We start from the raw sequence: 23,391 nt of genomic DNA on the forward strand, positions 1-23,391 counted from the left end.
ATGAGATATTACGATACTTTTTATAATGATAAATTTACTAGCCACAGGTTTCAATCTGTGGTGATGATGACATGTTACACTACGGATTAAAACCCGTAGCTAAAACTTAAACTGTCGCAATATACCCATTAAGTTTCACTTCAAATTTATTCATTTACATAGAATGTTTAGAGAAACCATTAAACTATCAGTAGTAATTAAAAGAAAAATTACATAAATCTTTAAGAAGGAAAACGGATTTTTATGAAGAATGTATATCAGTGTTGCTGATTATAATCTGCAAAAATGGGGGAGAATCATGGTAAATCAAGAAAAGATATGGACATTCCAAGAAAGCAATCAAGACAATATTGATAGACTAGCCAAAAGTTTGAATATAAATCCAGTCATAGCACGAATTTTGACCAATAGAGGTTTAAAAACTCCTCAAGAGATCGAGGAGTTTTTAGATTTTAGTTTAGAGGATTTACATGATCCTTTTCTAATGAAGGATATGGAGAAAGCCTGTAATAGAATAGAACAGGCTCTTGAAAAGCAAGAGAAGATATTTATTTATGGAGATTATGATGCTGATGGTATTACAAGTACTTCCTTATTAATGACGGTATTAAAGCAATTTAAAATTAATGTTGACTATTATATCCCTAATCGTCTTAAAGAAGGCTATGGTTTAAATCAAGAGGCTATTAAGATTTTAGCTGACAAAGGTGCTGATTTGATTATAACTGTAGATTGTGGCATCTCAGCAGTTAAAGAGGTTGCTTTAGCCAAGCAATTAGGTATTGATGTGATTATTACTGACCACCACACAGTACCAGAGGTGATACCTGAGGCTTTAGCAATACTGAACCCTAAACAAGAAGATTGCCAATATCCTTTTAAAAAATTAGCTGGGGTAGGGGTAACTTTCAAATTAGTTCATGCTTTATTGACTAGATTAAGAGCTTTAGAGGATTTCAATGGATTAATCGAATATATAAGCATAGTGGCAGTAGGTACTATTGCTGATATTGTTCCTCTTGTTGGAGAGAATAGAGTAATAGTCTATTATGGACTAAAGCAGATTAATGGGTTTGTCGGAAGAGGAGACTTTAATTTAGGAATCTTAAAAAGCAAGGTCGGTTATAAGGATAAGGATATTAGTGCTGGAGGAATAGGTTATTATCTAGCACCATGTATCAATGCTACTGGTCGATTAGGGCAAGCATATTTAGGTGTACAGATCTTTACTGAGCCTGATATAGTGGTGGCTGATGATTTAGCTGCACATCTAAGGGAGATGAATGCTGATCGTCAGGAGATTACCGGTCAGATTTTAGAACAGGCTGAAGAATATATCGACCAAGAGATTGATTTGAAGCAAGAAAAGGTACTAGTAATCCCTTTAGCTGAAGGTCATCCAGGTGTAATTGGAAATGCTGCATCTAAGATTCAAGAGAAGTATTATCGGCCAGTGGTCTTACTGACTTATGCTGAAGATGGTAGAGTTTTAGGTTCAGCTAGAAGTATTCGCAATTTCCACCTCTATGAAGCCTTTAAGTATTGTGAAGAGTGTTTTGAAGGTTTTGGAGGGCATAAGGAGGCAGCAGGTTGCTCCTTACAAGCAGAAGATATCCCTAAATTGCGAAAGATGATCAATGAGTATGCAGATCAGGTCTTAACAGAACAAGATTTAATAGATCGCTTAAAAGTAGAACAAGTTATTAGTATGGAAGAGGTTTCAAAGGAATTGGTCTATCAATTAGCCAAACTAGAACCTTATGGTTGTGCAAATCCCCGACCTAAGTTTGCCTTAAAGGAATTAGCTGTAGATAACTTCTATCTCTTTGGTAAAGAAGAAAGTCATATTAAGATTAATTTTGCCCAAGAAGGTAGAAGCATAGAGGCTATTGGTTGGAGAATGGCAGAGCTAAGGAAGAGGTTGCAGACAGAGAATGAGGATATATCTTTAGCATTTACTATGGATATTAATGACTTTGGTGGAGAAGAGAATGTAAGTTTGACTATCAAGGATATCAAGTTTCCTAAGTTATCCTTTGTAGATCAGCTTTTTGCTAAGAGTGAAGAGATATTAGCAGATGACTTTTATCGAGGAATTGGAGAGAGTGATTCTTTCTATACTAAAGTTGTAGGTGTTACCTTTGAAGGTAGACAGGAGATAATAAAAGCAGAGGTTAACAAAGGTGATTTGCTCTTTTTAGAAAGAGATCCCGATAATAGATATGATGTTAATGCGATTAAAGTATTGACTAAGACTCAGAAGCAGATTGGTTTTCTCAAAGCTGATTTAGCTAAACATTTAGCGCCTTATTTGGATAATGGACTTGAATATAAAGCCATCGTTTCTGATATAACAGGAGGAGAGGATGGTAGGAGCCTAGGTGTCAATCTCTTTATAGAAAAGGACAAAGATTATTTAGATAAAAAAGAGGATGCAGAACATAGTTTATATCGAGCCAAACTTGCTACTAGATCGGAAACTGAGATTTTAGAGGAGATTAGAAAATCATTAATTGGGAATTATAGTTTTAGAGAAAAGCAAGCAGAAGCCCTTGATAGTCTATTCAAAGGTAATAATACTTTAGCTATCTTTGGAACTGGGAGAGGCAAATCGGCTGTTTTTCAGAGTTTTGCAGCCTTTCAAGCTATAAAATTCAATTTAATGACCATAATCATCTATCCTTTGAGGGCCTTAGTTAATGATCAATATAGTTCATTACAGGATAAATTAGCACCTTTAGGGATTAGAGTTTATAAAGGGAATGGTTCATTGACTATTAAAGAAAGAGAAGAGTTGAATCAAGCTTTAAATAGTAATCAAGTTGATGTTCTACTAACTACACCTGAATTTATTGAATATAATTTAGATAGATTTAGGGAAATTGGAGATAGAATAGGATTTTTTGTAGTTGATGAAAGTCATCATATTGGTTTAGCGTCTAATCAATTTAGACCTACTTATAAGAGAATACCCGAACTATTAGTAGAATTAGAAAACCCTTTGGTTTTAGCAGTAACAGCCACTGCAAATGATCAGGTTACTGAAGAGATAGTTAACTCTTTGCAGACAGACAAGTTGATAATTGACCCCCATGTCCGTAATAACCTAAAGTTAATTGACAATAGGAATACTGTTAATAAAGATGCTTATATTGATGATATAATTGCTAAAGGAGAGAAGGTAATTATTTATGTCAATAGCCGAGAAAAGAGTATTGAGATAGCTAGTAGGTTAAGGGAAGCTAATCCTTTCTTAGCCCAGCAGATTGTTTTTTATAATGCTGGCTTGACCAATCAAGAGAGGGTTTTGGTAGAGGAGAAGTTCAGAGATGGTGAATTAAAGGTAGTTATCTCTACTAGTGCCTTTGGTGAAGGAATTGATATCCCAGATATTAGGCATATTATCTTATACCATCTCAATTTTAATCGAACTGAGTTCAATCAACAGAGTGGACGGGCTGGCCGTGATGGTAAAGAGTCATATATCCATCTCTTATATGGACAGCAAGATGCTAGAATTAATGAATTTATTTTAGATATTATGGCTCCTGACAGAGAAGTCTTAGCCCAATTATATATTGTTTTAAATAAATTGCAGACCAAAGATAGAGAGGTCTTTGCTACTAATCAAGAACTGGCAGATGAGATAAATCAAAAGATAAAGAAATCGGTACAAGCAAGTACTGTTTCTGCAGGATTAGGAATTTTAGAGGAATTAAAGCTCTTAACTAGAATTCAAGAGGGTGGCAGGATAATTCAGTTGCACCCTAAACCCAAGGTAAAACTAGACTTAAGTAGCTCAATAAGATATAATGAAGGTATTGAAGATAAGCAGGCTTTTATGGAGTTTAAGAAGTTTGCTTTAGAAGAATCACCAGAGAAACTATTAAATTTAATCAATCAACCAATTTATCCAAAAAGGTTTATAAAATTGAAAGGGGAGAAGAATGTTGAATTTAGCAGATAAGATAAGAACTATTCCAGATTTTCCTAAGGAGGGTATCGCTTTTAAGGACATTACTACTTTATTAAAGGATCCAACAGCATACCAAGAGGCTATTAATAGAATTGCTAAGCGATATGAAGATAAAGATATCGATTTAATCTTAGGGATAGAAGCACGAGGATTTTTAATCGGTGCTCCTCTAGCGTTAAAATTAGATAAAGGGTTTGTACCAGTTAGAAAAGAAGGCAAATTACCTGGTGATGTCATTAAGACAGAATATGATTTGGAGTATGGAAGTAATATAATTGAGATACATAAAGATGCCATCGAGCAAGGTGCCAAGGTATTAATAGTAGATGACTTATTAGCTACTGGCGGAACTGTAAAGGCCACTATAGATTTAGTTGAACAGTTAGGTGGAGAGATTGTTGAAATTGCGTTCTTAATGGAATTGGGATTTTTAGATGGTAGAGAGAAGATAGGAGATTATGAGGTCTTTTCTTTAATTATTGATGAATAAATAGAAATATTTAATCTTTTGATAAAGGAGCAATAAGTTATGGCTTTAGAGCAATTGTTAGCAAAAATAAGCAGTTATACTGAAAATCCGAATATTGAGTTGGTGAAGAAGGCCTATTACTTTGCTAAAGATGCCCATGAAGGTCAATATAGAGTTTCTGGCGAACCTTTTGTTAGTCATCCTTTACAAGTAGCTAAAATAATGGCAGAATTAGAATTGGATGTAATCTCTATTACTGCTGCTATCTTACATGATGTAGTTGAAGATACTGAAGTAACGGCAGAAGAATTAAGAGAAGAGTTTGGTCCAGAGGTAGAGTTGCTTGTTAATGGAGTTACTAAGCTAAGTAAGATAGATTTTAAATCTCGTGAAGAGCATCAAGCTGAGAGTTTGCGTAAAATGTTCTTGGCTATGGCTAAGGATATTAGAGTAATTCTAATTAAATTAGCTGATAGACTTCACAACATGAGAACATTAAAATATCTACCTAAAGAGAAGCAGATTAGAAAAGCTACCGAAACCCTTGAAATTTATGCTCCTTTAGCTCATAGATTAGGAATCTCCCATGTTAAGTGGGAGTTAGAAGATTTAAGCTTTAGGTATTTAGAGCCAGATCATTACTATGAATTGGCTAGAAAGATAGCTAAAAATAGAGCAGAGAGAGAAGCGTATATTGAAAATATCATATCTACTTTAAATGGCAAGCTAGAAGAGGTAGATATTGAAGCTGATCTTTATGGTAGACCAAAGCATCTTTACAGCATTTATCAGAAGATGATTAAATATAGCAAAGAGTTCAAGGAAATCTTTGATTTAACTGCTTTACGAGTAATAGTTACTTCGGTTAAAGAATGTTATCAGGTCTTAGGAATTATTCATGAGTTGTGGAACCCAATGCCAGGTAGAATTAAGGATTATGTAGCTATGCCAAAATCCAATATGTATCAATCCCTTCATACGACAGTAATTGGTCCTAAAGGAGAACCTTTAGAGATTCAGATTAGAACTTGGGAAATGCACCGTACTGCTGAATATGGTATCGCAGCCCACTGGCGTTATAAGGAAGGTAATAAGAAGGATGAAGATTTTGAGAGAAAGATCTCTTGGTTACGCCAACTATTAGAGTGGCAGAAGGATTTAAATGATGCTAAAGAATTTATGGAAAATTTAAAGATTGATCTTTTTGAAGATGAAGTCTTCGTCTTTACCCCTAAAGGTGATGTAATCTCTCTTCCTTATGGAGCTAGTCCTGTAGATTTTGCTTACAATATTCATACTGATATAGGTCACACCTGTGTTGGGGCTAAGGTTAATGGGAAGATTATTCCCTTAGAATATCGTTTAAAAAATGGTGATATTGTAGAGATACTTACTTCTAATAATAGTGGTCCTAGCCGTGATTGGCTTAATTTTGTCAAGACCTCTCGAGCTAAAAGTAAGATTAAGCATTGGTTTAAAGAGCAACGTAAAGAAGAGACAAGTATTAAGGGTAAAGAGATGTTAGAATCAAGACTGAAAAAAGAGAATTTCACCTTAAAAGAGGCTGAAAAGACTAAAAAGCTTGAAGAGATAGCTAAAAAACTAGGAGTTGCTAATATCGACGGGCTTTATGCAGGGATTGGATATAATAAGTTTTCAGTTTCTCAAGTGGTTAAAAAATTAATCCCGCCAGAAAAACAAGATTGTCCTGAATATGAGCTTGATAAATTAAGAAAGAAGAGAATTATTAAGAGAAAACGCCAAAACAAAGGGATTAAAGTTAAAGGGATGGATGGTCTATTAGTTAGAATCTCTAAATGCTGTAACCCAGTACCTGGTGATGAGATAGTAGGTTATATTACTAGAGGGCGTGGCGTATCTGTTCATAGAGGGGATTGTCCTAATCTTAAGAATTTAGAAGAGACTGAGGAAGAGAGAATTGTAGAAGTAGAGTGGTATGTAGATCAACAGACTTCTTATGAGGTTGAATTGAAGCTTGAAGCTTGGAATAAACAATCACTATTAAATGATGTAACTACTGTTATTTCAGATGCTAAAGTGAATATAACATCAATTAATGCTCGTACTACTAAGAATCTTTTAGCTTATATTAATCTTTCTTTAGAGATAAGCAGTTTAGAGCATATGAAAGATATTATTCGTAAATTAGAAGATATTGATGGAGTACTGAATGTACAACGGGCAAATCCTGCTTGATTGTAAAGAGGACGATAGATCAGGGCAGTTTTACAGAGCGTAAGTTCTAGTGATATTGAGGTTGAAGTTAAGAAGGGTTTGCTTATGGATTAAAGGTAGAGACTGGTGAATTTAAAACCCATATGAAGGTTACTTTAATTAATGCTAGCCCTGTTACTATTCTAGTGGATAGTAAGAAAGATTTTTGATTTTAAGGAGGAAAGAGTAGGGAAATGTTTATTAAGCGGTTATCTGTAGGAGCGTTAAGTGTTAACTGTTATGTTGTTGCTGATGAAGATAGTAAAGAGGCAGTGGTGATAGACCCTGGTTCACAAGCTAATGATATTTTAAAGGTGATTGATGACAATGATTTAAAGGTTAAATATGTTATCAATACTCATGGTCATAATGATCATATTGCTGCCAACCCTAAATTATTAGAAGAGACTGGTGCTGAATTATTAATTCACCGGGATGATGCTGAGTTTTTACAGAACTCTGAGCTGAATTTATCTTTCTTTATAGGTGAGATGGGTCAACAGTTGGAATGTCCTAAGGCTGATAGACTGCTAGAGGATGGTGAAAAGATAGAATGTGGTAGTTTAGTCTTTTCAGTAATTCATACTCCAGGTCATACTCCAGGTAGTATCTGTTTGAAATTAGAAGATATCTTATTTACAGGTGATACTATCTTTGCTAGAGGAGTTGGTAGAACTGATTTCCCAATGGGTTCTTACTCTGCTTTAAGAGATTCTATAGCTAGAATATTAGAGTTTGAAGAAGATTTGAAGGTATGCCCTGGTCATGGTCCAGAGAGTACTTTAAATCGTGCTAGAAGTGAAAATTCATATATATAATTTTTATTTTAGTAAGGGTTGGTATAATAGAGTGATATTTAGACGGTTTACACGCAGAGTTGTTTTTTAACTCGTAGGAGGTAGACAGGTGGGTAGGGGGTTGGGAACTGCCTAAATACCTAAACCCCTAACTCCTAACCACCAAAGTAAAAAGTGTCTCAATATACCTATTAACCAACATATTTACATAAAATTTAGTTAGCACAATCTGATATATATAGTTACTAATAGCTATTAATTAACTTAAGTTAGAGAGGATTTTATCATGAAAGTAAATTTAGATATAACTCCAAAATACTATGAATCCGTTAAAGATACATTGAAAATATTATTACCAGAGGTAGAGTTTTATCATATAGAGGAAGAAGTAGATGGAGTAACAGTTGTTTGTGAATTAGATACTTCTGATGGTATTGAGGTCAATAGCTATCTAAAAGAGGAGAGCTCTTTAGAGGAAAAGATTAGCGATAAGGAGATTCTATCTGACATTTATAGTGAAGAAGACTTTTTTAAAAGGGTCAAAGAAAGGCTTAAATTAAGCCTTTATAGATTATTAATTAAATATTTAAATCAGGAGATGAGCCCTTGGGGGATTCTAATTGGGGTACGTCCAACTAAGATTGGACATTATTTATTGGATAGAGGGTTAGATTATTCGATAATAGATAACTATTTAGAGGATATCTATGGTGTATCCAAGGAAAAAAGAGAGTTATTACTAGATATAATCAAATTAGAACGGAATTATCTTCCTACTCAAGATCAAGCTAAGAACAAAATAAGTATTTATGTAGGAATTCCCTTCTGTCCAACTAGATGCAATTATTGCTCCTTTGCTTCTTATCCTATTGAGAATAATCGAAGGTATATGCCTGATTTTCTAAAATCTCTTTGCTATGAGGTAGAAGAGATAGGTAAAGTGGTTAATGAGTTAGGGTTGAAGGTAGACACCCTCTATATTGGAGGGGGAACTCCCACGGTTTTATCTGCTGAAGAGTTAGATGTACTATTAGCATTATTGAAGAAGTATTTTATTCATCCTAGTTTAAGAGAATTTACCGTTGAAGCAGGTAGAGCTGATACAATTGATAAAGATAAGCTACAGCTTTTAAAAGACTATGGTGTAGAAAGAATAAGTATCAATCCTCAAACTATGAATCAGTCAACTTTAGATCATATTGGGCGGTGTCATACTGTTGAAGAGGTAGTTGAATCCTTTAATTTAGCTAGAGAGATTGGTTTTGAGAATATTAATATGGATATCATTATTGGACTTCCTGATGAGAATATATCTGATGTTGAACATACTTTAGAGGAGATTGAAAAGCTCAATCCTGATAGTTTCACTGTACATACTTTGGCAATTAAGCGGGCTTCTCGACTGAAAAATAATTTAGATGATACTGATTTATCTTCTGCTACAGAAGTAGAAGAGATGATACATTTGACAGAGGGCTTGGCAAAAAAAATAGGTTTGATACCTTATTATATGTATAGGCAGAAGCACATCTTGGGTAATCTAGAAAATGTAGGATATGCTAAGTCTGGAGAGGAATCTATTTATAATATTATAATGATGGAAGAGCGCGAGACAGTAATTGGACTTGGGGGAGGAGCAATAACTAAGCTAGTCAATCCTGAGGACTGGTCTTTAGAAAGATTATATAACCCTAAATTTCCTGGACAATATAGTAGTGAAATTAAAGAAAGAACGATTACAAAGGTAAGTAAATTAAAGGGATTTTATACTAAATAGCTGTTAATTTTACTTATATATACTATAATCATCTTCCTTAGGTTGAATTATCTTATTTATCAAAATAGCTGAAATTGACATCTTAACTTTGATACGTTACAATATAACTTAGTTGTCTGATTTCAAACTTTTATTATTGGCCTATTTATGAGAATTTAAGGCTATAAGCTATAGGCTACAGTTAAGCTCTTAATTAAATTATATAGAGGGAGGAAAATGCAATTATGATGGATTTATTAAGAAAGAATACAAAAGTTATAATTTATGTAGTAGTAGTTGCCTTTGTTGCAACAGGTGCATTGGTTTATTTGAATACTCCAGGAGGAAAAGGTGGAGTTCAACAAGAGGCTTATGCTCAAAGATTTAATAAAGCTGTAGCAACTGTAAATGGTGAAGAGATACCTTATCAAGAATACCAATATCAATTACAAGGTTATTTACGACAATATCAGAATCAAATTGCTCCAAGCCAAGTAGTAGGGTTAAAGGCTAATATTTTAGATAATATAATTAATCAAAAGTTAATTCTTCAAGAGGCTAATAAGAAGGATATTAATCCAGAGATTAGTGATGAAGATGTTCAAGCTCAATTAGATAAAGTTGTTGATTATTATGCTTCTTCTAAAGAAGAATTTGAAGAGATTATCAAGAAGAATGGACAAACAATTGAAGATGTAAAGAACAACATCAGAGAGAATATGGCTACTCAAGAAAAAATTAAAGCTGTGCTAGATTCAGTAAAAGCTAATGTAGAGGTAACTGACCAAGAGATTGCAAAGCAATATGAAGAGGTTACTGCAAGCCATATCTTAATTAAGACTGATGATAAAACAGATGCAGAAGCTAAAGCTAAGGCTAAAGAAGTGTTAGCAAAGGCAAAAGCTGGAGAAGATTTTGCTAAATTAGCTGAAAAATATTCAGAAGGACCTTCTGCTTCTAGAGGTGGTAAATTAGGTTCTTTCACTCGTGGTAGAATGGTTAAACCTTTTGAAGAAGCTGCATTTTCTATGGGAGTTGGAGAGATTAGTGATCTAGTTAAGACAGAGTTTGGTTATCATATTATTAAGGTAACTGATAAGAAAGAAGCTAGTGGAAAAGAGTTTGAAGAGAAGAAAGAAGAGTTAAGAAAAGAGTTAGTTGCTCAAAAAGAGAAAGAAGCCGTTAATAATTGGTTAGAAGAGGTTAGAGATAGTGCTAAGATTGTAATTGAAAATAAGGAAATTAATGCTTTTGATGCAGCAAAAGATGGTGATTTTGAAACAGCAATTAATAATTATAAAGCTGCTATTGCTAATAATCAAGGAGCATACTATCTATATCACAACTTAGCTGAAGTTTACCAGAGGAATGGAAATCAAGAAGAGGCAATCTCAACTTACCAAGAGGCAATTCAAAATTATCCTGAACAAGTTGATTTTTATGTAAGCTTAGCTGACTTATATACAAAGGATGAAAAATTTGCTAAGGCTATTGAAGTCTATCAAAATGGATTGACCAATAATGAAGATAATGCTGAGTTACACTTAGCATTAGGTGATGCTTATAGAAAGAAAGATAATAATGAAAAAGCACTTGAGCAGTATGAAATATTCTCCACCTTATCTGGGGATGATATCATGGCTCAATATAGATTAGCAAATATCTATAGCCAAATGGGTCTTGAAGATAAAGCTAAAGCCCAAATGGAGAAGGTAAAAGAGATTCAAAGTAAGAAGCAAGAAGAAGCAAAACAAAAAAGAGAAGAATCAAAGAAGGAAGAAACTAAAGAAGAGAGTGCAAAGTAATTTCTAAAGTAGGGGCGTAATTTATTACGCCCCTACTACTAAATTTTATGTACTGTTTTCAATATTTTAGGAGGGATAGAATGGGTATTACAGCCCCAAGGGGAACTAAGGATATATTCCCTGAAGATACAGTTAAGTGGCGGTATCTAGAAAATTTAACAAAGAAGATATTTGGTAGTTATAACTATAAAGAGATTAGAACACCAATCTTTGAAGAGACAGCATTATTTCAACGAGGGATTGGAGAGACAACTGATATTGTAGAAAAAGAGATGTATACCTTTGAAGATAAAGGTGGTAGAAGTATCACTTTACGTCCAGAAGGAACAGCTTCTGTAGTAAGATCTTTTTTAGAGAATAAGATCTATGGACAAGCTCAACCAACTAAGTATTTTTACATAGGTTCAATGTTTAGGTATGAAAGACCACAAGCGGGTCGTTATAGAGAGTTTCATCAATTGGGAGCAGAAGTCTTAGGGGCAGATAATCCAGCAATAGATGCTGAAATTATTTCTTTAGGTATCCATTTATTAGAAGAGTTAGGTTTAAAGGATTTGGAACTACACTTAAATAGTGTCGGTTGTCCTGAATGTCGGAAAGCATATAGAGAGAAGTTAATGGATTACTTTAAGCCATATCTCGAAAACTTATGCTCTGATTGCCAAGACCGCTATGACCGTAATCCCTTACGTATCTTGGACTGTAAAGCAGATAGAGATAAAGAGTTTATGTCACAAGCACCTAAGATTTATGAAGAGCTATGTGAAGAGTGTGAAGAGCATTTTGCTAGTGTCAAGAAGCATTTAGATTTATTAGGTATTAATTATATCCTTGATGCTAATTTAGTAAGAGGACTAGATTATTATACTAAAACAGCTTTTGAAGTAATTTATAAAGGACTTGGTGCCCAAGATACTATCTTTGGTGGAGGTCGTTATGATGGATTAGCGCAAGAAATTGGTGGCAAGGATATCCCAGGCATAGGATTTGCTATGGGGATGGAGAGAATCCTGCTAACCATAGAAGAGCAAGGTATTGAGTTACCAATAGATGATAGTATAGATTTATTTATTACTACTATTGGCCCTAGAGCAGAGGAGGAAGCCTTTAAATATCTAGCTAGACTGCGTAAAGCTGAATTGAAGGTAGAGATGGATTATTTAGGAAGAAGTGTGAAGAGTCAAATGAAGGCTGCTGACAGAAATAATGCTAACTATAGTATTATCTTAGGTGAAGATGAGTTAGATAAGGGAGTAGCTACTATTAGAAATATGAAATCTGGTGAACAAGTAGAGATTAAACTAGAGAACCTAGTTGAAGAGATGACAAAGCGTATAGACTAATTGGGAGGTAATTGAAGGATGAAAGGATTAAAAAGAAGCTGCTATTGTGGTGATGTGAGAAGAGAGCATGTAGGAGAGAAGATAACTCTAATGGGGTGGGTTAACCGTAGAAGAGACCATGGAGGAGTAATTTTTATAGATTTAAGAGATAGGTTTGGGTTGGTACAAGTAGTATTCAGTCCAGAAGTATCTGAAGAGATGTTTGAAGTTGCTGATGAATTGAGAAAAGAATTTGTTATAGCTATCAAGGGAGAGGTTATTGCTAGACCTGAAGGGATGATTAATGAAGATTTAGCAACTGGAGCAATTGAGATTTATGCTGAAGAATTACATATCTTAGATAAAGCTCAAACTCCTCCAATTCAAGTTGAAGATGATATCAACTCTAGTGAGGAGATGCGATTAAAGTATAGATATTTAGATTTAAGAAGAAAGCCGATGCAAGATAATATTATCTTGCGACATAAGGTCAAGCAGGCTGTTAGAAACTATTTGGATAATAAGGACTTCTTAGATATTGAGACACCGATGTTGACTAAGAGTACTCCAGAGGGTGCAAGGGACTTCTTAGTACCAAGTCGTGTTAACAAAGGTCAGTTTTTTGCTCTGCCGCAATCACCGCAGCTATTTAAGCAATTATTGATGGTATCTGGTTTAGAAAGATACTATCAGATAGTTCGTTGTTTTAGAGATGAAGATTTGAGAGCAGATCGTCAACCAGAATTTACTCAGATTGATATAGAGATGTCCTTTATGAGCCAAGAAGAGATTATGGACTTAATTGAAGGTATGATTCAAGAGGTATTTAAAACTGCTGGATTTGAGGCTCCAACGGAATTTCCGCATATGAGCTACCATGAAGCTATGGAGCGTTTTGGAAGTGATAGACCAGATATCCGCTTTGGTTTAGAATTAACCGATGTATCTGATGTGGTTGAGGATGCAGAGTTTAAAGTCTTTAGTGGTACCATTGCTAAAGGTGGACAAGTTAAAGGTATCAATGTTAAAGGTGGAGTAGATTTCTCTCGTAAAGATATCGACGAGTTAACTGATTTTGCTGGAATCTATGGGGCTAAAGGTCTTGCTTGGATGAAAATCAAAGAGGATGGAGTACAGTCTCCAATAGCTAAGTTTTTGGCTGAGGAAGAATTGAATAATATGTTAGATACTATGGGGGCTGAGACTGGGGATTTGTTATTATTTGTAGCAGATACTCCAAAGGTGGTAGCAGCTTCTTTGGGGAATTTAAGATTAAAGATTGCAAAAGATTTGGGTCTAATTGACCAAGATGAATTTAACTTTGTTTGGATAACTGATTTCCCATTACTAGAGTGGGATGAAGAAGCTAAGAGATATGTTGCTTTACATCATCCATTCACAATGCCTAAAGAAGAGGATATTGATTTGTTAGATAAAGAGAATGCTGGTAAGGTGCTTTCTCAAGCTTATGACTTGGTGTTAAATGGTATTGAGATTGGTGGAGGAAGTATCAGAATTAATAATAGTAAATTGCAGTCTAAAATCTTCAATCTATTGAATATGGATGAAGAAGAGATTGAAGAGAAGTTCGGTTTCTTATTAGAAGCCTTCCAATATGGTGCTCCACCACATGGAGGAATTGCTTTTGGGCTTGATAGACTTGTGATGTTACTTGGTGGATTAGAGACTATTCGGGACGTAATCCCATTCCCGAAAACCCAAAGGGCTACTTGCTTATTAACAGAAGCACCATCAATGGTAGCAGAAACTCAATTAGAAGAGCTTGGTATAGAGGTAGAAGAACAGATAGAGATAGACTAATTTATATTTATCTACAATAGGTTTGCTTAATAATGAGAATTAGATATTTAAGAATAAGATTTCCATAAATTATCAAGCAATTTCACTTGCGATAAATATTAAAGTATGTTATTATCTTAATAGAGTTAAGGGAAGTCATCAAAGAAAGACATAAAAAAAACTTAATATAAATGTCCTGCGGTGTTCGAGATCGGATTAATATTTTGCCCAACACTATATTATAAGGGAGCCTGGACTTCATCTGTGGCGTACAAGCCTCCATTAGAGAGGAAGTATAAAGCAGATGGGAGGGCACCCACTTTGAAGCCAAGAGCAAAATACAAAATCTAGTACGGCACCGCGGGACAATTTTTTATCTAGCTGAAATGCTGGATTTTTTTATTTTTTGCAATAAGATAAAACTATTGAGTTAGTTTATATAGTAGAGGCAATAATGAGACAATAGATAGATATTATGACACTTGTATTTCAGTTTACAGTGTACAGTTGACGGTTGACAGTTAAAATCTTTAAAACCGAAGAAAATTCCTGTTTGAACGAAGCGAAAATTGAGCTGGAATTTAGAGTTTAAGCAAATTTTAAATAAAGAATATGACTGATGATAATAATTAGTATCTTGATTGCGTAGTGAGTTTAATTTTCTTCTTGATTGGATTTATCACGAAGAGTTTTTATTCTTTAAAACTCGTAGGTTTGGTTACTTTTTCGCCCTGAAGGCACTACCACTGAAGAAGTACTCTTGGGGTGCATCAAGGACATCCCGTAGGAGAACCATAAAAATTAAAATTTCACGAAGGGTTATCTGTTCAAACCCGAAGAAGTAGTCTTGGGCTGAAAACGTAACCCGCCCTTAGGCGGAACCTAAGACTTTTATTCGCTTTTAAAAAGGGAAAATGTCGCAATATCTCCCTAACCATCAGTACCTATATTAAAATTTGACTATCACAAATTATTAATTCTTGCAATTAACTATAGCCTCCCTTATAATAAAGGTTAAAAAGTAGAGGATGTTAATTGATGATAAAAACCAAGATAGAACAACGTCAAGAGATGCTGACCTTGAGAAATCAGCTTACTCAAGAAGAGATAATTGATAAAAGTGATAAAATCAAGTCCAAATTATTTGATTCAGCTCAGTTCAAAGCTGCTAAGAGTATAATGTTTTTTGTATCTTTTAAGAATGAAGTTAGAACAAAAGCAATGATTAAAGGGGCTCTTGATTTAGGGAAGAGAGTTATTGTTCCAATTACTAATTTAAAGGAGAATAAGCTTGAATTATCAGAATTGAAGGATTATGATCAGGAGTTGACAAAAGGTACTTATGGAATCTTAGAGCCTAAACAGGAATATAGAAGGCCAGTTAATTTCTCTAATGCCGATCTAGTTATCTGTCCAGGTCTTGCCTTTGATAAGACGGGTAATCGTTTAGGGTATGGAGGGGGATATTATGATAGATTATTAGCTCAGAATTTAACTATCAATAGAGTGGCTATCTGCTTTGATTTTCAGATTGTCGATCAGGTGCTAGTTAGTGAATATGATATTAAGATGAATAAGATAATAAGTGAGAGAAGAGAGATTAGCTGTTAGCAAATAAATTTCCATGGTTGTTAATAAACTTTGCAATTAAGAGTATAATTAAGTTGAGTCTAGAATTAAAGGTGAAGTGGGGTTTCAAAAACAATAAAGTTGCTTTAATTTAATATTTGACTATAAATTGATATGATTAAATATATCTTGAAAATAACGGATTAATTTATAAATTTAAAATAACAAGTTTTTTAAATTATTATAATTGGACTGTAAAATTAGTATTTTATAAGAGGGTTTTTATCAAGAATAACGAAGTATACAAATTGGATATTACTAAATAAGAGGTGATAATGTGAAATATAAGTTAGTAGCTGTAGACATGGATGGAACTTTGCTCAATGATGAACATAAGGTTTCTGATAAGAATAGAGAGGCTATTAATAGATTTGCTAATCAAGGTGTTAGCTTTATTTTGGCTAGTGGAAGGCCTTATCAATCTTTATATCCTTATACTAAGGAACTAGAAGTATATTTACCGTTAGTTACATCGAATGGCTCGATAGTTAAGTGCCCTTTGACTGATAATATTTACCATAACAAGCAGATTCAGTTGGATTTAGCTGAAGAAATATTAGAGTATGGTTATAATAATTCCCATGGAATAAGCTTATACTTTGGTGATAGGGTAATTACTAATCAAGAGTCAATAGCTAAAGTACATAATGATTTAGAAGGGATAAAGGCCATAATTGAAGAAAAGCATCAGTTGAAAGAAGCACCGACAAAAATTCTATTCTCTGGTGATCCTGAGGAGATGTCAGAACTTTTTGCTTTATTGGCTGAGAGGTATGAGGATAAATTATATATTACTCAGTCTGATGAAGAGTATGTAGAGGTAATGAATCTAGAGGTTTCAAAAGGTAATGCTCTTAAATATATGATGGATAAGATGAATATTGATTCTAAAGAGGTGATTGCCATTGGAAATCAATTCAATGATGTGGCTATGTTTGAGATAGCTGGATTGTCTATAGCAATGGATAATGCTCCTGAAGGTGTAAAAGAAAAGGCGGACTTTGTTACTAAGACTAATTTAGAAGATGGAGTAGCTTATGCTTTGGAGAAGTTTCTTTCTGAAGAATAAGAATTGATAGATACACTATTAGTAGAAATATAGATTATTTAATAACGTCGGAATATTCCGACGTTATTTTTATGGTATAATAATATAAAATCACTTTTGGTGCTAGTTAACTTTTAAATGTTAATGATGTTTTTTTATGGATATATTGAGACACTTTCGTGTCAGGAATCAGGAATCTGTAACCAGTGTTTATAACTGATTCCTGACTACTGATTCCAGATTCCTAAAAGTGTCGCATGATCTCTATAGTATATTAGTTTTCCTACTAGCACAAGATGCTATATTTATAAAATATAAAATTGGGGTGTAATGATGGATTTATTTACTCAGAATTATCAAGATAATGGTCAAGATAAACCATTGGCAGTTAGAATGAGACCACGTACTTTAGATGATTTTGTAGGACAAGAGGATATCGTAGGAGAAGGGAAGTTATTAAGAAGAGCAATTCAAGTTGACCGCTTACAATCTGCTATCTTTTATGGACCACCAGGAATAGGTAAGACTACATTGGCTCAGATCATTGCTAATAGTACTGAGGCAGAGTTTGAGAAGTTAAATGCAGTTACTTCTGGGGTCAAGGATTTACGAGAGGTGATTAAGCGAGCTGAAAGAAGAAGGGGGATGTATCATAAGAGAACAGTACTCTTTATTGATGAGATACATCGCTTTAATAAGAGCCAACAGGATGCTTTATTACCAGCAGTTGAAGATGGGATTGTCATTTTAATTGGTGCAACAACTGAGAATCCTTATTTTGAGGTCAATGCGCCATTGATATCCCGTTCTAGAATATTTAAATTAAAAGAATTGGATAAGAAGGATTTGATTAAAGTCTTAACAAGAGCATTAGCAGATAGGCAAATGGGATTAGGAGAATATCAAGTTGAAATGAGTAAAGAAGCTTTAGAGCATCTAGCAATGGTTGCAAATGGAGATGCGAGAAGGGCTCTAAATGCTTTGGAATTAGCTGTACTAACAACCCCTGAAGATAATGGGGTTAGAATAATAGATTTGAAGGTGGCAGAAGAGAGTATTCAACAGAAGGCAATTAGATATGACAAGTCTGGAGATAATCATTATGACATTACTTCAGCCTTTGTTAAGAGTCTGCGAGGCTCTGATCCTGATGCTGCAATCTATTGGTTGGCACAGATGATTGAGGCAGGCGAAGATCCAAGCTTTATTGCTAGAAGAATGATTGTTCATGCTGCTGAAGATGTAGGGAATGCTAATCCTCATGCATTGATGGTAGCTGTTTCAGCAGCTCAGGCTTTAGAGTATGTAGGTATGCCAGAGGCTAGAATTCCTTTGGCTCAAGCTGCTTTATATATAGCTAGTGCACCTAAGAGTAATGCTGCAGTTGTAGCTATTGATAAAGCCTTGGAGGTGGTTAAATCTCAACCTACTTCAGGTGTTCCGCTCCATTTAAAGGATGCCCATTATGGTGGAGCCAAGGAATTTGGTCATGGAAAAGACTATAAATATCCCCATTCCTATGCTAATAGTTATGTTAAACAGCAGTATCTGCCCAATGAATTAGTAGGAAGTAAATTTTATCAAGTTACTACAAATGGTTATGAAAAGAAGATAAAAGAATTTTTAGAAAATTTAGATTAACCAATAACTCTTGCTACTAAAAATTAAAATAGATATAATATTTAAAAGAGGTGAAAGGAAGCGGTAATATGCCAGATAGTTACAAGACTATTAAAAGAAATATTAGAGTAGAAACTAAGATAAAGAAGTGTAAGTTCATTACTTCAGTGAAGAATGTTAGCACTATTGAAGAGGCTGAAGATTTTATTGAAAAGATCAATGAAGAGTTTGCTGATGCTAGACATAATGTCTATGCTTTCAAAGTTGGAATAGGAGATAGAGCTACTAAGAGATATAGTGATGATGGAGAGCCTGCGGGTTCTTCTGGTCCTCCAGCTTTGCAAGCTATTGAAGGGGAAGAGCTAACCAATATTGCACTAGTGGTTACTCGTTACTTTGGTGGAGTTAAGCATGGAGTAGGCGGATTGATTAGGGCCTATGGTGGTTCAGCCAGAGAGGTTATTCGAGAAGCTGGTATTTTAGAGAAGATAAGGTACATAGAGTTGGGAATTTTAGTCTCTTATGATAGGATGGGGGAGGTTATCAATGATTTAGAAGGTCATGAAGGCGAGGTTAAAACTATCAACTATATGAATGATGGAGTTGAGGTAGTGGCTGTGATGAAACCAAGCTATATTGATGCTTTTAAGAAGAGGATAACAGATGCAACTAGGGGAGAAGCTATCTTTGAAGAAAAGGGAGAGAAGTTTAGATAATGAAATTAATACAGAATTGGTTACAATTTATATTAGGATTAGTTATTGTGAGTATTGGTATAGTATTTACTATTAAGGCTGACTTAGGTGTATCACCATGGAATGTATTTCATATTGGACTGACTAAATATTTTAATATAACTGTAGGATGGGCTAGTCAAATCACTGGTTTTGTAATTATTATACTTAGTTATTTCATGGCTAGGATTAAGCCGACTTGGGGAACAGTGGTTAATATAGTATTAATCGGTTTAATGACAGATATAGTAATGTTAGCATTGCCTAACCCTACTAATTTAATCTTTAGATATATTTATTTGTTATTGGGATTGATGATATTTGGTTTTGGAGTTGGTGTTTATATCTCTGCCAAATGTGGAACTGGTCCTAGAGGTAGTTTGATGGTAGCATTAGATAAAAAACTAGATGTTGATATTAGTTTGATTAGAACTAGTATTGAGGCATGTATTTTAATGATTGGATATTTATTAGGAGGGCCTGTAGGCATTGGAACTATTTTGAGTGCTGTTACCATAGGACCTATTGTGGGATGTTGTTTAAGATTAATGAGTTTTTCTTCTAACAAACAAGAAGGGGTCGGTACTTGAGTTATAAATTATTAATTATATTATAATTTTGATTTGGCCTATAAAACACATAATAATACTAGGGAATGCTAATAATGATAAGTGAGATAAATAATATTTTTGTTAATTATTTTTTCATGTTAAATTGACAAAAACCAAGTTGTGTGGTATGATTAATTTGTAATACCAAGAAGAAAACTCGGGATTAAGGGAGGCTCTTATATGAAACTGTCTACAAAAGGGCGCTATGGAGTAAGAGCGATGTTTGATTTGGTCTTACATCAAGGTGATGGTCCTATTCCTTTACGAAGTATTGCAGAAAGGCAGGATATATCTGAACATTATTTAGAACAATTGATTGCTGTTTTAAGAAAAGCAGGAATAGTAAATAGTGTTAGAGGGGCGCATGGAGGCTATTTATTGGCTAGAGATCCTCAAGAGATAACCATTGGTGATATTATCAGGTCTTTAGAAGGTCCAATTGCTCCTGCTGATTGTGTTTCTGAAGAAGTGAAGGATGAATGTGGAAATAGCCCTGATTGTGTTGTAAAGATGATATGGAAGAAGGTAAAGGATAGTATTGATGAGGTTTTGGATTCAATTACTTTGGAGGATTTGAGACAAGAAGCAATTAATGCTCAACAAAAGGGTAATAGACATGGATATATGTATCATATATAATGATAGAATTTTCTTTGTACTTAATAAATAAGTGGCTAGTAGTAACTAGCTATTAATAATTTATAACTAATAAAGGAGGAATAAAAGTGAAGAGAGTATATATGGATAATGGAGCAACAACTCCAACTGCTCCTGAGGTTTTAGAAACAATGAAACCTTATTTTACTGATATATTTGGAAATGCATCTAGTTTTCACTCTTTTGGGAGGGAAGCTAGAAATGCTATCACTGAAGCTAGAGATAATGTAGCTAAATTAATTGGTGCTGATGACTCTAGGGAAATCGTCTTTACTAGCGGAGGAACAGAGGCTGATAATTATGCAATTAAGGGTGTTGCTGAAGCTTTAGAAAAAAAGGGAAAACATATTATCACATCTTCTGTAGAACATCATGCAGTCTTACATACTTGTCAATATTTAGAGAAGAAAAAAGGGTTTGAGGTAACTTATTTAGCAGTAGATGAAGATGGAATGGTTGATCCTCAAGATGTAAAGGATGCAATTAAGGAAGATACTATCCTAATTACTATTATGATGGCAAATAATGAGGTAGGGACTATTCAACCGGTTGCAGAGATTGGTAAAATTGCTAAAGAAGCTGGGGTAACTTTCCATACAGATGCGGTACAAGCAGTTGGAAGTATTTCGGTTGATGTTAATGAACTGAATGTAGATTTATTATCATTGTCAGGTCATAAATTTAATGCACCTAAGGGGATAGGAGCTTTATATATTCGAAAAGGAACTAAAGTTGCTAAATACTTACATGGTGGTGCTCAAGAGAGAAATCGTAGAGCTACTACTGAGAATGTACCAGGGATTGTTGGTTTAGGTAAAGCTTGTGAAATAGCTATAAATAATATGGATGAAAAGTCTACTAAGTTAATAAGTTTAAGAGATAGGTTGATTTCAGGTATTGAAGATAAGATTGATTGTGTAAAATTAAATGGACATAGAACTGAAAGATTACCAGGTAATGTGAATTTTAGTATTCGCTATATTGAAGGTGAATCAATTCTAATGAAATTAGACTTGGAAGGAATTGCAGCTTCTAGTGGTTCAGCGTGTACTTCGGGTTCATTAGATCCTTCTCATGTGTTATTGGCAATGGGTTTGACTCATGAAGTAGCTCATGGTTCACTAAGGTTGACTTTAGGAACATATAATACAGAAGAAGACGTAGATAGAATATTGGATGTACTACCAAAGGTAGTAACTGATTTGAGAGCGATGTCGCCTATTTATAATGGGTAATATTAAGTTTGAGTTTAAGTCTAAGCTTTATTTAAAAGTCTTCCTAAACCCAAACTAAAATTTAAACTTAAAAATAAAGGGGTGTTATAGATGTATTCAGATAAAGTTATGGAACATTTCCAAAATCCAAGAAATGTGGGGGAAATCTCTGATGCAGATGGTGTAGGTACAGTTGGTAATGCAAAATGTGGAGATATTATGAAGATGTTTATTAAGGTAGAAGATAATATAATTACTGATGTCAAATTTAAAACTTTTGGCTGTGGAGCAGCGATCGCTACAAGTAGTATGGCTACTGAGCTAGCTGTAGGTAAGAGTGTAGAAGAGGCTCTTGAATTAACTAATAAAGCTGTAGCTGAGGCTTTAGATGGTCTACCACCTGCTAAGATGCACTGTTCTAATTTAGCTGCGGATGCTTTAAAGAAAGCTATTAATAATTACTTAGGTATTGAAACTGATGATTCAGCTGAAGATCATCACCATCACCATGGGTAAGATGAATTTTAAATAAGAGAATACTGTAATAAAGCGATAGTCTATGTTGTTTATGGCTATCGCTTTATTAGTTTATAATTGATAAGATGATTTTTTAAAAAATAAGAGTGATTTAGGATTTTTATTTCTTGTTTTGGGGAAAGATAAATCATAATTAATTTTTAAAGGAGAATTTTGATGTTATCTCAACCATGTAAAAGTATAGTTGATCTGACTAAGTTCTTTAAAGATAATCAAGTAGTAAAGATTTTGGATTATGGAGCTGGAAAGTTGAGAAATTCAATTTATTTACTCAAAAAGGGATTTGAAGTTTATGCTTGTGACACAGAAAGCCAGATTAGAAAAATTAATTATTTAATTAAAGCTAATAGTCTGCCATATTTAATTGATGAGAGTAAGTTGATGTCTTATAAATTAAATGTTGATTTAGTTGTATCAAATTACGTTTTAAATATAATTGACGGAGATAGTGAGAAGCTAAAGTATATTAGGAATACTTATTTTAGTTTAAAACAGAGGGGTTATTTTTTATTAGAAGTAAGAAGAAGAACTGAGAAAACTCCAAATAATTGTTTTCAGGCCTTTACTAAAGAAGAGGTGAATGATTTTATATTGAACTATAATTTTGAAAAGATAGATGATTACTCTTCTAATAGAAGTATAATATTTTTATATCAGAAAACTAAGTTATAAAAGATTTAACTATTATAAATCAGGGTTTTTCCATGACTTTTGTGAAAAATTAGATTGATAACTAATAATGAAATATAAGAAATCGGTTATCAGGAATCAGTATGATTCACAGCTTTCTGAATCCTGATTCCAGACTGCTAAGGTTATATTTTGAGCTATAATCATTGTTAATCACAAAGCTTGTTGTTGAATCTAAATTAGTTCTTGACAGTTTAAAATGTAAATGTTATTATATTATTTGTCGTTTATAAGAAAGGTGTTAATTTAATCTTTTCTTGACAAATATGATTGAACATGTTAAATTATTAGTTGTGTTATGAAACATTTATTTTTATCTTTAAATTTTTTCTTGACGAGAATTAGTGGGTTTGATATACTATATCTTGTCGCTTGTTAAGAAGTCTTTTGTTTTATAAAGTTTCTTGACAGAGATTCTTTAAAATGTTATGATTAATGACGTTGTCGCTAAAAAACTTTTGAAAAGTTATTGACAACTGAAATGAGATTTG

The 23,391-nt window shown here is 33.8% G+C and carries 17 protein-coding genes, 1 other RNA gene and 1 pseudogene; all 19 read left to right on the forward strand.

The window, feature by feature from the left end; translation table 11 throughout:
- Positions 1-298: 298 nt before the first annotated feature.
- The 19 genes and pseudogenes from recJ (at position 299) to ACTCDL_RS01605 (ending at position 22,882) form a co-directional block, all read left to right on the forward strand.
- Positions 299-3,967 (forward strand): single-stranded-DNA-specific exonuclease RecJ, encoded by a 3,669-nt coding sequence (gene recJ, locus ACTCDL_RS01515; protein ID WP_463173488.1) that lies wholly within the window; start codon positions 299-301, stop codon positions 3,965-3,967.
- Entirely contained in the window at positions 3,951-4,466 is a 516-nt protein-coding gene (locus ACTCDL_RS01520; RefSeq protein ID WP_463173512.1) for an adenine phosphoribosyltransferase, read from the forward strand. Before recJ ends, ACTCDL_RS01520 begins: the two co-directional genes overlap by 17 nt.
- Positions 4,467-4,505: 39 nt before the next feature.
- The gene (locus ACTCDL_RS01525; RefSeq protein ID WP_463173489.1) at positions 4,506-6,662 is read left to right on the forward strand and encodes a RelA/SpoT family protein; all 2,157 of its coding nucleotides are present in this window, start codon (positions 4,506-4,508) and stop codon (positions 6,660-6,662) included.
- A 95-nt stretch (positions 6,663-6,757) separates the two neighbouring features.
- A pseudogene (locus ACTCDL_RS01530) lies at positions 6,758-6,850 on the forward strand (D-aminoacyl-tRNA deacylase); the annotation flags it as partial.
- Positions 6,851-6,874: 24 nt separating this feature from the next.
- A complete protein-coding gene (locus ACTCDL_RS01535) occupies positions 6,875-7,498 on the forward strand; it encodes an MBL fold metallo-hydrolase (RefSeq protein ID WP_463173490.1) in 624 nt (207 codons plus the stop codon).
- A gap of 265 nt (positions 7,499-7,763) precedes the next feature.
- Positions 7,764-9,254 carry a coproporphyrinogen dehydrogenase HemZ gene (gene hemZ / locus ACTCDL_RS01540; protein WP_463173492.1) on the forward strand — a complete coding sequence of 497 codons (1,491 nt, stop codon included), beginning with the start codon at positions 7,764-7,766 and terminating at the stop codon, positions 9,252-9,254.
- A gap of 224 nt (positions 9,255-9,478) precedes the next feature.
- Complete coding sequence (locus ACTCDL_RS01545) at positions 9,479-11,038, forward strand: peptidylprolyl isomerase (RefSeq protein WP_463173493.1); 1,560 nt, start codon at positions 9,479-9,481, stop codon at positions 11,036-11,038.
- 80 nt (positions 11,039-11,118) lie between these two features.
- Positions 11,119-12,381, forward strand: a complete 1,263-nt coding sequence (gene hisS, locus ACTCDL_RS01550; RefSeq protein ID WP_463173495.1) for a histidine--tRNA ligase — start codon at positions 11,119-11,121, stop codon at positions 12,379-12,381.
- Positions 12,382-12,399: 18 nt separating this feature from the next.
- A complete protein-coding gene (aspS, locus tag ACTCDL_RS01555) occupies positions 12,400-14,181 on the forward strand; it encodes an aspartate--tRNA ligase (protein ID WP_463173497.1) in 1,782 nt (593 codons plus the stop codon).
- 169 nt (positions 14,182-14,350) lie between these two features.
- A non-coding RNA gene (gene ssrS, locus ACTCDL_RS01560) (6S RNA) lies at positions 14,351-14,531 on the forward strand.
- 667 nt (positions 14,532-15,198) lie between these two features.
- Positions 15,199-15,771 (forward strand): 5-formyltetrahydrofolate cyclo-ligase, encoded by a 573-nt coding sequence (locus tag ACTCDL_RS01565; protein ID WP_463173498.1) that lies wholly within the window; start codon positions 15,199-15,201, stop codon positions 15,769-15,771.
- Positions 15,772-16,066: 295 nt separating this feature from the next.
- Positions 16,067-16,858, forward strand: a complete 792-nt coding sequence (locus ACTCDL_RS01570; RefSeq protein WP_463173499.1) for a Cof-type HAD-IIB family hydrolase — start codon at positions 16,067-16,069, stop codon at positions 16,856-16,858.
- Positions 16,859-17,170: 312 nt separating this feature from the next.
- Positions 17,171-18,478 (forward strand): AAA family ATPase, encoded by a 1,308-nt coding sequence (locus tag ACTCDL_RS01575; protein ID WP_463173500.1) that lies wholly within the window; start codon positions 17,171-17,173, stop codon positions 18,476-18,478.
- A gap of 68 nt (positions 18,479-18,546) precedes the next feature.
- Entirely contained in the window at positions 18,547-19,173 is a 627-nt protein-coding gene (locus ACTCDL_RS01580; protein WP_463173502.1) for a YigZ family protein, read from the forward strand.
- A complete protein-coding gene (locus ACTCDL_RS01585; RefSeq protein WP_463173504.1) occupies positions 19,173-19,781 on the forward strand; it encodes a YczE/YyaS/YitT family protein in 609 nt (202 codons plus the stop codon). The genes ACTCDL_RS01580 and ACTCDL_RS01585 overlap by 1 nt, the downstream gene beginning before the upstream one ends.
- Positions 19,782-19,982: 201 nt before the next feature.
- Complete coding sequence (locus tag ACTCDL_RS01590; protein WP_463173506.1) at positions 19,983-20,441, forward strand: RrF2 family transcriptional regulator; 459 nt, start codon at positions 19,983-19,985, stop codon at positions 20,439-20,441.
- Between the two features lie 86 nt (positions 20,442-20,527).
- On the forward strand, positions 20,528-21,694 hold the full coding sequence (nifS, locus tag ACTCDL_RS01595) for a cysteine desulfurase NifS (protein ID WP_463173507.1): 1,167 nt from the start codon (positions 20,528-20,530) through the stop codon (positions 21,692-21,694).
- A 90-nt stretch (positions 21,695-21,784) separates the two neighbouring features.
- Positions 21,785-22,189 carry a Fe-S cluster assembly scaffold protein NifU gene (gene nifU, locus ACTCDL_RS01600; RefSeq protein ID WP_463173508.1) on the forward strand — a complete coding sequence of 135 codons (405 nt, stop codon included), beginning with the start codon at positions 21,785-21,787 and terminating at the stop codon, positions 22,187-22,189.
- Between the two features lie 177 nt (positions 22,190-22,366).
- A complete protein-coding gene (locus ACTCDL_RS01605) occupies positions 22,367-22,882 on the forward strand; it encodes a hypothetical protein (RefSeq protein WP_463173509.1) in 516 nt (171 codons plus the stop codon).
- Positions 22,883-23,391: the final 509 nt, after the last annotated feature.

The sequence above is a fragment of the Orenia sp. genome (assembly GCF_055140805.1).

Excerpts from the sequence above, each read along its gene's own strand:
- recJ (WP_463173488.1), top strand. The coding sequence starts at position 299 with ATGGTAAATCAAGAAAAGATATGGACATTCCAAGAAAGCAATCAAGAC.
- ACTCDL_RS01525 (WP_463173489.1), top strand. The coding sequence starts at position 4,506 with ATGGCTTTAGAGCAATTGTTAGCAAAAATAAGCAGTTATACTGAAAAT.
- ACTCDL_RS01535 (WP_463173490.1), top strand. The coding sequence starts at position 6,875 with ATGTTTATTAAGCGGTTATCTGTAGGAGCGTTAAGTGTTAACTGTTAT.
- hemZ (WP_463173492.1), top strand. The coding sequence starts at position 7,764 with ATGAAAGTAAATTTAGATATAACTCCAAAATACTATGAATCCGTTAAA.
- ACTCDL_RS01545 (WP_463173493.1), top strand. The coding sequence starts at position 9,479 with ATGATGGATTTATTAAGAAAGAATACAAAAGTTATAATTTATGTAGTA.
- hisS (WP_463173495.1), top strand. The coding sequence starts at position 11,119 with ATGGGTATTACAGCCCCAAGGGGAACTAAGGATATATTCCCTGAAGAT.
- aspS (WP_463173497.1), top strand. The coding sequence starts at position 12,400 with ATGAAAGGATTAAAAAGAAGCTGCTATTGTGGTGATGTGAGAAGAGAG.
- ACTCDL_RS01565 (WP_463173498.1), top strand. The coding sequence starts at position 15,199 with ATGATAAAAACCAAGATAGAACAACGTCAAGAGATGCTGACCTTGAGA.
- ACTCDL_RS01575 (WP_463173500.1), top strand. The coding sequence starts at position 17,171 with ATGGATTTATTTACTCAGAATTATCAAGATAATGGTCAAGATAAACCA.
- ACTCDL_RS01580 (WP_463173502.1), top strand. The coding sequence starts at position 18,547 with ATGCCAGATAGTTACAAGACTATTAAAAGAAATATTAGAGTAGAAACT.
- ACTCDL_RS01585 (WP_463173504.1), top strand. The coding sequence starts at position 19,173 with ATGAAATTAATACAGAATTGGTTACAATTTATATTAGGATTAGTTATT.
- ACTCDL_RS01590 (WP_463173506.1), top strand. The coding sequence starts at position 19,983 with ATGAAACTGTCTACAAAAGGGCGCTATGGAGTAAGAGCGATGTTTGAT.
- nifU (WP_463173508.1), top strand. The coding sequence starts at position 21,785 with ATGTATTCAGATAAAGTTATGGAACATTTCCAAAATCCAAGAAATGTG.
- ACTCDL_RS01605 (WP_463173509.1), top strand. The coding sequence starts at position 22,367 with ATGTTATCTCAACCATGTAAAAGTATAGTTGATCTGACTAAGTTCTTT.